The 10435-nt window shown below is 74.2% G+C and carries 4 protein-coding genes; all 4 read right to left on the bottom strand.

Translation table 11 applies throughout. The features are described 5' to 3' along the window. Positions 1-3: 3 nt before the first annotated feature. Genes AB0873_RS20135 through AB0873_RS20120 form a run of 4 tightly spaced genes read right to left on the bottom strand, consistent with a single transcriptional unit; the run spans position 4 to position 9602 of the window. Complete coding sequence (locus tag AB0873_RS20135; protein WP_366601225.1) at positions 4-564, bottom strand: DUF6817 domain-containing protein; 561 nt, start codon at positions 562-564, stop codon at positions 4-6. After that, positions 561-1556: a TauD/TfdA family dioxygenase gene (locus AB0873_RS20130; protein WP_366601223.1), complete on the bottom strand. Its 996-nt coding sequence runs from the start codon at positions 1554-1556 to the stop codon at positions 561-563. Before AB0873_RS20130 ends, AB0873_RS20135 begins: the two co-directional genes overlap by 4 nt. A 16-nt stretch (positions 1557-1572) precedes the next feature. Continuing rightward, positions 1573-9378, bottom strand: coding sequence for an amino acid adenylation domain-containing protein (locus tag AB0873_RS20125; protein ID WP_366601221.1), 7806 nt, complete (start codon positions 9376-9378; stop codon positions 1573-1575). Further along, positions 9375-9602 (bottom strand): MbtH family protein, encoded by a 228-nt coding sequence (locus AB0873_RS20120; protein WP_366601220.1) that lies wholly within the window; start codon positions 9600-9602, stop codon positions 9375-9377. The genes AB0873_RS20125 and AB0873_RS20120 overlap by 4 nt, the downstream gene beginning before the upstream one ends. Positions 9603-10435: the final 833 nt, after the last annotated feature.

Raw genomic sequence — 10435 nt, 5'->3', positions numbered from 1 at the left:
GTTTCAGGCGATGGGTTGGACGACGGTGACCGGAGCGAAGCCGTAGGCCTGCTCCAGGGCGTGCCGCACCGGGTCGGGCAGGTAGGGGCGCATGGCGTCGAACTCGCGGGCCCGGTTGAAGCGGCTCGCCTCCGGGAACCGGGGGCGCTGCTCCAGCCAGTTGGCGACGGTCAGCGCGGCGAGGTCGGCGTACTGGCCGGGGGTCACCGCGACGCACCCGCCGGAGCGGTCCTCCAGCAGGAACGGCGGACCGTCGAACGCGGCGTCGAACAGCGCGGAGCGGGTGACCGTCCCGAACAGGTACGCGAGCGTCTCCGCCTCCGCGCCGATCAGGTCGCGGACGGCCGGACGCAGCTCGTGCGGGATCGCGCCGGTCGGGAAGATCTCCGTGCCGTACACCGAGTGGAAGAGCCCGGCGTCGCACAGGGCCGGCCGCGATCCCCACCCGGCGAGCAGGTCGTGGACGCCGCGAAGGTGCGCCAGCAGGTTGGCCTCGGAGTGGGCCAGGTCGGCGACGCCGTGCGACTCCAGGAAGGCGATCTTCTCCGGGTACCCCGTGGTCACGACGCCTCCCGGCTGCCGTACGACCCGGTCATCGCGACGAGGGTCCGGCGCGGCCCGGTGAAGCTGGACCGGCCGTGGGCCATGGCCATGTTGTCCACCATCAGCAGGTCGCCCTGCTGCCAGGGGAAGGCGAGGGCCTCGGCGTCGAACGCGGCGCGGATGGCGGCCAGGTCGGCGTCGGTGATCGGGCTGCCGTCCCCGAGGTACGCGTTGCGCGGCAGGTCCTCCTCGGCCATGAGCTCCAGCAGCGCCTCCCGGGTGGCCTCCGGCAGGTTCGAGACGTGGAACAGGTGGGCCTGGTTCATCCACCCGGTCCGCCCGGTCACCGGGTGCACGGCCACCGCCTGGCAGGTCTCGACGGTCCGCAGGTCCCCGCCGTCGAGCCACTGCCAGGTGATGCCGCGCTCGCGGCAGAACTCCTCTACGCCCGCCCGGTCCATCCCGGGGAACGTCTCCTGCCAGGAGACGCCGAGCCCGGTCCGGTAGTTGCGGACGTAGCGCACACCGTGCCGCTCGAACCGCTCCCGGACGTCCGCCGGGACCCGCCGCCACACGGCGTGGCTGTCGGCGAGCGGGGTCTCGCCGCCGGTCTGCGCCGCGACGTGCGAGTAGAAGAAGAGCCGCCGCGGCCAGACGCTCGTGTACGCCATCTCGTTGTGCAGCGGGATGACCTCGCTGGCCGGGTACTCGGTGGAGGTGTAGACGTCGCCGACCTTGCTGCGCGGCGTGGAGCGGTAGGTGTACTCCGCCATCTCCTCGCCGAAGACGCGGACGAAGGCCGAGAACACCGGGGCGTCCGGGGCGTCGAAGCCGCGCAGCAGGACCGCGCCGTACGCGTCCAGCCGCTCGTTGAGCAGGGCCAGGTGGTCCGTCGCCCAGGCGACGGGAGAGATCCCGGGCGAGGTGGCCTCGAAGCAGGCCACCCGGTCACGCTCGGGGAAGAGGCACGATTCCTTCACGTCGTCCATGTCGGGGTTCCGTTCTGCGCTCATCGGGGTCGGGGTGGGGTCAGTCGCCGTCCGGCCGGACGAACGACCGGAGGGCGTCCTGCACGAGGGCCGCGAGGCGCGCGATGCTCTCGCGGTCGTTGAGGTTGCGGCTGTACTTGAAGTGGAGACGCAGCTCGCCGTCGCCGAACCGGGCGAAGACCTGGAGCTGGTGCATCCGCTGCAGGCGCGGCGCCGGCCAGACGTCCTCGTCGGGCGGCCCGAGCAGCGGCGACTCCTCAGGCTCGTGGGTGAACTCGCCCCAGTTGTTCAGCAGGATGTGCGGCTTGCCGAGCGGGGCCAGCGCCTCCGCCACGCCCGGGTGCGCGTCGATGTAGCGCAGCAGGCCGTAGCCGAGCCCGTGCCGGGGCACCGCGCTGATCTGCTCGCGGACCGACTCCAGCAGCGCCCGAGGTCCGGGCTTCTCCGGCCGGCGCACCAGGCGGGGCGAGGTCATCGAGAACCGGCCGATGGCGCGGGACAGGTCCAGGTCGTCGCCGCCCATCTCGCGGCCACGGGCGACCAGGTCCACCAGCAGGGACGACTGGCCGGACCAGTCGGTGAAGCCCTGGAGGGTGGCGGCGAGCAGGCCGTCGTTGAGGCTCAGCCCGTACTCCCGCGGCAGCAGCCGGCGCAGCGCCGCCGTCTCCTCGGCGTCCAGGCCGACCACGACGGTCTCCTCCGACGACATGCAGTCGTCGCCCCCCTCGTGGTCCAGCGGCCAGGCGGGGATCGGCTCCTTGGCGAGCGCCGTCCAGTACGCGATGTCCTCCGCCAGCTCGGACGAGCGGGCGAGCGTGTCGAGGTTGCGCGCCCACGCGGCGAACGACGCCGTCGGCGGCGGCAGCGCCGGCTCCCGGCCGGCTTCGAGGGCCGTGTACGCGGTCCGCACGTCCTCCATCAGCACGTCCCACGAACTGTTGTCCATGAGTTGGTGGTGGACGATCACGACGAGCGCGTCCGGCCGGTGGGGCCCGAACCGGACCAGCGCGACGTGCAGCAGCGGCCCGCGCGCCAGGTCGAGCCTGCGGTGCAGCGACCGGTCCAGCCGTTGGAAGGCGACCTCCTGGTCGGCCGGGTCGAGGGCGGACAGGTCGACGTTCGTGAACGGCGTCGGCTGGTACGGCTCGTTGACCCGGACGGCCAGCCGGCCGCCCTCGGTCGGGAAGCTGATCCGCAGCGAGTCGTGGTGCGCCACCACGCTGGCCACCGCCTGCTCGACGAGGGCCGGATCCAGCGGCCGGGCCGCCTCGAACATGAAGATGTGCGTGTAGAGGTGCGGGTCGGTGAAGTTCCGCTCGTGGAACGCGAGGTGCGAGGGCACCAGCGCCACCGCGCCCGGGTCGTCGCGGCGGTTCCCGCCGGCGGCCGCCTCGGTGGCCACCGACGCCAGGCCCGCGATGGTCGGGTGCGCGATGAACTGCGCCGGCGTCACGACCACCCCCGCCTTGCGCGCCCGGTCCACCACCCGGATCACGTGCAGCGAATCCCCACCCAGGGCGAAGAAGTCGTCGTCCACACCCACCGACGGCAGCCGCAGCACCTCCCGCCAGATCCCGGCCAGCACCTCCTCGACCCGGCCCCGGGGACTTCCGTCCCCGGTGGCGGCACCGACCGTGACGGTCGCGCCGGCGACCAGCGCGGCCCGGTCGACCTTGCCGTTGGGCAGCCGCGGCAGCGCGTCGACCACCGTGACCGTCGGCACCATGTAGTCGGGCAGCTTCTCGCGCAGGGCGACGCGCAGGCCGTCCGCCGAGAGGCTTCCGCCGGCGAGCGGCGCCGCGTACGCGAGGAGCCGCCGGTCGTCCGCGCCGTCGTCGTCGCACAGCACCACGCACTCGCCGACGCCGTCCACGCCGGACAGCACCGACGCGACCTCGTCGGGCTCGACCCGGTGACCACGGATCTTGACCTGGTCGCCGATGCGGCCGAGGAACTCGACCGTGCCGCCGGGCAGGTATCGGCCCCGGTCGCCGGTGCGGTAGAGCCGGCTGCCGGGCGGCCCGAACGGATCGGCGACGAACCGCTCGGCGGTCAGGGCGGGGTCGCCCAGGTAGCCCCGGGCGAGACCGGAGCCGCCGACGACGATCTCGCCGGGCAGGCCGGTCGGGACCGGACGCAGCTCCTCGTCCACGACGTACACCCACGTGCCGGGGATCGGCCGGCCGAGCGGCACCACCGCACGGCGCCCCTCCCGGTCGGCGCTCACCTCGGCGGCGGCGACGATGCCGGTGGTCTCGGTCTGGCCGTACATGTTGACCAGCCGCGGCGCCTCCCCGGGCGCGCTGCGGATCGCCTCCGGCAGGTCGTAGCGCAGCGGCTCGCTGGCGGTGAGCACGACCCGCGGTTGCCACCCGTCTTGGCGGGCCAGGGCCGGCTGGACCACCCGCAGGTACGACGGGACGAGGTCCAGCACCTGGACGCCGTGCGCGGCGGCGTAGCCGAGCAGGGCGTGCGGGTCGGCGAGCTGCTCCCGGTCGGCGACGACGACGTGACCGCCGAGGGCGAGCGGCACGGCGTACTGGCGCACCGACGAGGAGAACGCGAACGACGCGGTGTGCAGCACGACCGGCTCGGCCGGCAGGGCCAGCGCGGCGGGCAGCGCGTGCAGGTACGCGGCGAGCGCGCCGTGGGTGACGACGACGCCCTTCGGCAGGCCCTTCGTGCCGGAGGTGAACACGACGTACGCGGGGTGGTCGGGGCGCACCGCCGGTGCCGGACGGTCACCGGGCAGCGTGGGTGCGTCCTCGAGCGTCAGCAGTTCACCCGCGCCCTGCGGGGTGGCGCCGGCCAGCGCACGCGTGGTGAGGGTGAGCGCCGGCCGGGCGTCGGCGACGATCGCGGCCAGCCGCTCCGCCGGGTACGCCGGGTCGAGCGGCAGGTACGCCCCACCCGCCTCCAGCACGGCGAGGGCGGCGACCACCACGTCGACGCCCCGGTCCAGGTGCAGGGCGACCATGGTCTCCGGGCCGACGCCCCGGGCGGCCAGCACGCGGGCCAGGTTGCCGGCCCGCTCGTGCAGCTCCGCGTACGTCAGGGTGGTCCCGCCGCCGGTGACGGCCGGGGCGTCCGGCCGCCGGGCCGCCTGCTCCGCGACGCGGCGGGTCAGCGTCCGCCCGGCCGCCCCGGCGGGCAGCGCCGGCCCGTGGGCGAGCGCGTCCAGGCGCTCCCGCTCGCCGGGCAGCAGGACGTCGACGTCGAAGGCCGGCTGGTCCGGGGCCCGGACCAGGCGCTCCAGGAGCGCCTCCAGCCGGCTCATCATCGCCGCGACCGTGCCTGCGTCGAACAGGTCGGTGCTGTACTCGGCGTGCCCCTCGATGCCGTCGCCGGTCTCCCACAGGTCGACGAGCAGGTCGAAGCGGGCCGTGCACTGCTCGTTGTCGATCGACGTGAGGGTGAGGCCGGGGCCCGGGTCGGGCATCCCGCCGGGTGCGTTCTGGAGCGCGAAGCGCACCTGGAACAGCGGCGAGTGACTGAGGCTGCGGGTGGGCGCCACCGCGTCGACCACCATCTCGAAGGGGACGTCCTGGTGCGCGTACGCGCCGTGCGCCGCCTCGCGGACCCGCCGCAGCACCTCGGTGAAGGTGGGGTCGCCGGACAGGTCGACACGCAGCGCCAGGGTGTTGGCGAAGAAGCCGACCAGGTTCTCCAGCTCGGTGCTGGTGCGGTTGGCGATCGGCGTGCCCACGGTGACGTCCCGCTGGCCGCTGAGCCGGGCCATCAGCACGTCGAAGCCGGCGAGCAGCGCCATGAACAGGGAGACGCCCTCGCGGCGGGCCAGCTCGGCCACGCCGCGGGACAGGTCGGCGGACCAGCGGACGTCGTGGCGCGCGCCCCGGAAGGTCTGCACCGGCGGCCGGGGCCGGTCGGTCGGCAGGTCCAGCGTCGGCACGTCGGCCAGCTGCCGCTTCCACCAGTCGAGCTGCGCGTCGAGCTCCGCCCCGGTCAGCCAGGACCGCTGCCAGAGGGTGTAGTCCACGTAGGTGTACGGCAGCTCCGGCAGCGGCGACGGCTGCCCCTGCGCGTACGCCCGGTAGAGCGTCACCAGGTCGTCCAGCACGATGCCCAGCGACCAGCCGTCGGAGACGGTGTGGTGCAGCGTCACCAGCAGGACGTGCGAGTCGGGGCGCAGCCGCACCAGCGTGCCGCGCAGCAGCGGCCCCCGGGCCAGGTCGAACGCCGTCCGCGCCTCGGCGGTGAACAGCGCGTCGAGCCGCCGCTCCGGGTCCGGGTCGCCGGAGACGTCCACCTCGGCGTACGCCACCGCCTGGACGGGCAGGATCTCCTGCACCGGCTCCCCGTCGACGGACGGGAAGACGGTCCGCAGACCCTCGTGCCGGGCCCACAGGCCGGCGAAGGCGTCGCGGAGCGCGTCCGCCCGCAGGTCCCCGTCGAAGCGCAGCGCGATGGGCACGTTGTAGAAGGCGCTGTCCTCGGCGAGCCGGTTGAGGAAGTACAGCCGCCCCTGCGCGTACGACAGCGGCACCGGCCCGGTGCGCGGCATGGACGTCAGGCCCGGTCGGGGCGCCTTGCCGCCCAGCGCCCCGATCCGGACGGCCAGGTCGGCCAGCGACGTGGCCTCCAGGAACACCGGCAGCGGCAGCTCGATGTCGAGTGTCTTGCGCAGCCGGGCCATGGCCTGCACGGCGAGCAGGGAGTGGCCGCCGAGGTCGAGGAAGTTCGAGTCGCGGCCGATCGATTCGACCGGCAGACCCAGCACGTCCGCCCAGACCTGCGCGATGACCGTCTCCAGCGGGGTCGCCGGCGCCTCCCGGGTCGGCGTCGCCTCCTGCGGGGTCGGCGCGGGCAGGGCGCGCCGGTCCACCTTGCCGTTGGCGGCCAGCGGCAGCGCGTCCAGCGCGACCACCACGTCCGGCACCATGTACTCGGGCAGGTCGGCCCGCAGGGCGTCGCGCGGGTCGCCCGCCCCGGCCGGGCCCTCCGCGGTGACGTACGCGACGAGCCGGTCCTCCCCCGGGCGGTCGCCGCGGAGCAGCACGACGGCCTCCCGGACCTGCGGGAGCCGGGTCAGCGCGGCCTCGATCTCCTCCAGCTCGACCCGGTAGCCCCGGATCTTCACCTGGGTGTCGACCCGGCCGAGGCAGTCCAGTTCGCCGTCGGGGCGCAGCCGCACGAGGTCGCCGGTGCGGTACATGCGCGCGCCCGGCGTCGCCGCGTACGGGTCGGGCAGGAAGCGCTCGGCGGTCAGGTCGGGGCGGCCGTGGTAGCCGCGGGCGACGCCGGCGCCGGCCACGTACAGCTCCCCGACGGTGCCGGGCGGCACCGGCGTCAGGTTCGCGTCGAGCACGTAGAGGCGGGTGTTGGCGATCGGCCGGCCGATCGGCACCACACCGGACAGGTCGGTGCGGTCGTCGACCTCGTGCACGCAGCAGCCGACCACGGTCTCGGTCGGGCCGTACTCGTTGACCACCCGCAGCCCGGGTGCCCGGCGGCGCCACGCGGCGACGGTGGCGCCGTGCAGCGACTCGCCGCCGACGACGAGGTAGCCGTCGGCCTCGATCGTGGCCGGCGGGATCGCCCGGTCCAGCGCCTCCAGGTGCGCGGGCGTGAGCTTGACCAGACCGAGGTCGAGGTCGGCGCCGAGCAGCCCGGTCAGCGTCTCCAGTTCGGCGCCGTCGGCGACGAGCACCACCGGCCGGCCCGCCAGCAGCGGGCAGAACAGCGTCGTCACCGACAGGTCGAACCGCAGCGGTGACACCAGGGGTGCGCCCCCGCCGTCGGCGACCCGGTACGCGCGCAGGCTCCAGGCCAGGTAGTTGGCGAGCCCGCGGTGGGTGACCACGACGCCCTTGGGCCGCCCGGTCGAGCCCGAGGTGTAGATGATGTAGCAGGCGCTGTCCGGGTGCGGGCGCACCGCCGGCGGCAGGTCGCCGGTGCCCGCGTCGGCGTCGGCGTCGTCGGCGAGCAGCACCGCGGCGCCGGTCGGTGGCAGCGCACCGGCCCGGGCTCCGCTGGTGACCACCACCCGCACGTCCGCGTCGGCCAGCATGAAGCCCACCCGCTGCGCCGGTTCGGTCACGTCCAGCGGCACGTACGCGCCGCCCGCCTTGAGCGTGGCGAGCACGGCGGTGACGAGGTCGGCGCCCCGGTCCAGGAAGAGGCCGACCCGGGTCTCCGGGCCGACGCCGTGCCGGCGCAGCCGGGCGGCGAGGGCGTCGGACCGCCGGTCCAGCTCGGCGAAGGTCACCGTCCCCGCGTCGGCCACCAGCGCCGGCGCGTCCGGCGTACGGGCGGCCTGGCGGGTGAACAGCTCGTGCGCCCGGACGTCGCCGAGGAGCGGGTCGTCGGTGCGGTTCCACTCGACGACGGCGGCGTGCAACTCGTCGTCGGAGAGCAGGCGGGCGAGGGCGGCCGGCGCGTCCGGCGCGGCGGTCAGGCTGGTGAGCAGGGTGCCCAGGTGGGTGGCGGTGCGCGCCACGGTGGACTCGTCGAGGATGTCGGTGGCGTACTCGACGACGCCCTGCAACCGGCCGTCGGCGTCCGGCCACAGCTCCACGGTGAGGTCGTACTTGCTGATCGGCAGGTGGTGGTCGAGGGCGGTGACGCGTACGCCCGCCACGTCGGTCTCCAGTGCCGGGTCCGGCACGAGCGCGAACATGACCTGCGCGAGCGGTGTGTGGGCGAGGCTGCGCTCCGGGTCGACCGCCTCCACCACGCTGTCGAAGGGCGCCTCACCGTGCGCCATGCCCTCCTGCGCGAGGTCCCGGACCCGCCCGACGAGGTCGCGGAAGGTGGGGGCGCCGGACGTGTCGACCCGCAGGACGACCGAGTTGGCGAAGAAGCCGACCATCGTCTCCAGCTCGACGCGGGGCCGGTTCGCCACCGGGGTGAGCACGGAGACGTCGTCCTGGGCCGCGTACCGCGACATCAGCGCCGCGAAGCCGGCGAGCAGCACCATGAACGGCGTGGCCCGCTCCTCCCGCGCGATCCGGTTCACGGCCGGCCAGACGCCGTCGGGAAGGGTGAACCGGTGCCGCGCGCCCCGGAAGGTCTGCACGGCCGGGCGCGGGCGGTCCAGCGGCAGGTCGATGACGGGGACGGCCCCGCCGAGGGTGCGCTTCCAGTAGTCGAGGCTCGCGGCGAGGTCGACGGCCCGCTCGGGCCGGGTCTCCCAGGCCGCGTAGTCCGCGTACTGGAGGGTGAGCGGCGCGAGGTCGGGTGCCCGGCCCTCGGCGCCGGCGCGGTAGAACTCCAGCAGCTCGTCCAGGAGGATGCTCACCGACCAGCCGTCGCACACGCTGTGGTGCAGGGTCAGCAGGAGCACGTGGTCCTCGGCGGCCCGGCGGAACAGGGCCGCGCGGGCGAGCGGGCCCTCGGCGAGTGAGAAGGGGCGGGTCGCCTCGGCGTGCAGGGCGGCGGCCAGGGCGGTGTCGTCGCCGGCGGGCAGCCCCCGGGGCGTGAGGTCGACCTCGACGTCGGGCCGGATCCGCTGCACCGGCGTGCCCTCGTGCGAGGCGAACACGGTGCGGAGCGCCTCGTGCCGGCCGAGCAGGGACCGCACCGCGTCGGTGAGCACGTCGAGCCGTACCGGCCCGGTGAGGCGGAGCGCGGTGGGCACGTTGAACATCACCGTGCCGGGGGTGAGCTGGTCCATGAACCACAGGCGCCGCTGCGCCGGGGAGACGGCCAGGTCACCCTCGCGCGGAACGGGGACGATCCCGTCGTCGGGCCGCGCCCGCAGGCCACCGAGCCGCTTCTCGAACAGGGCCCGCTTCGCGGGCGACATCGACTCCAGCCGGGACCTGGGGGCCGGCACCGCCGCCGCGCCGGGGAGCGCCGGCCGGTCGGCGCCCACACCGGAGGTCATCGGCCGGTCTCCTGGCCGGCGCTCGCCAGGTACGCGACGAGGCTCGACGGCCGCATGTCGGTCCAGGTGGCCGTGACGTGGTCCAGACAGGACGCGCGGTCGGCGGGGCCGTGGGTGACCGTCCAGCCGGCGGGCACGGTCAGGGCCTGCGGCCACAGCGAGTGCTGGCCCTCGTCGTTCACCACCACGAAGAAGCGGCCGTCGGGGTTGTCGAGAATGTTCACGTCTTCCTCACTCTTCGCCTCGTCCCAGCGCCGACCGAGGACCGCTGCAACGGCACGGCAGCCGGGCAGGCACCACCGAATCGGTGGACCTGCCGGAACCGGAAACCGGGACGCGCGTCCCCCAGGTCGGGCGTCGTGAACTGTCGTTCGCGGAAACCTTCCACACGCTTCATGGGGCCGGGCGCGGCTGCGGCACGTCGCCTTCCCCTCGTGGCCATCGTAGGATGCGCGCGCGGCGCGGGCAGTCGAGGATCGGCTATCCGACGCAGCGGGGCATCGCTTTATCAGCGCACGCCGGTCGATGTCCAGGTCATTTACCGCACCCGGCGCAGGGTGCACTGCGACCCATGTCGTACCCCCCGAAAAACTGGCGACCTCGCCATCGCCGGTGAATGTGAACGCGAGCGAGGCACAGAAAATCACCCGACACGGAACGTGTCAAGGCCCGTCCGCGCCGTCACGACCGGCCGGCCCGCGCCCAGCGCCGCCGACGCGCCGAGCAGCCCGGGACCCCTGGTTCTCCCAGCTCAGGGCAGCGATCGTCGAGCCACGTCACCTCGACGACCTCGGTAGCGGCGGCGAACCACACCCCACCTCGGCCAGGCCGGCATGAGCAGGTCAACCCCGTGATTGTCGCGGATCGGCCAGCACGTACGTCGATCAGGTAATTCGTATGGAACGAACGGCCGACAGCAGCGGAGGCCACCGATCGCGAATTGGACCGGTCGCGCGGGTGAGACCCGTACAGAACCCGAACTTTTGCGGAAGCAACATTAACGGCGTGTGTCACTCGCCGGACAGCGCGTCCGATTCGACATGACTTGACGGTCAAT

It is taken from the genome of Micromonospora sp. NPDC047707 (assembly GCF_040704235.1).
Lineage (GTDB): Bacteria > Actinomycetota > Actinomycetes > Mycobacteriales > Micromonosporaceae > Micromonospora.
This window is presented reverse-complemented; position numbering and strand designations above follow the sequence as displayed.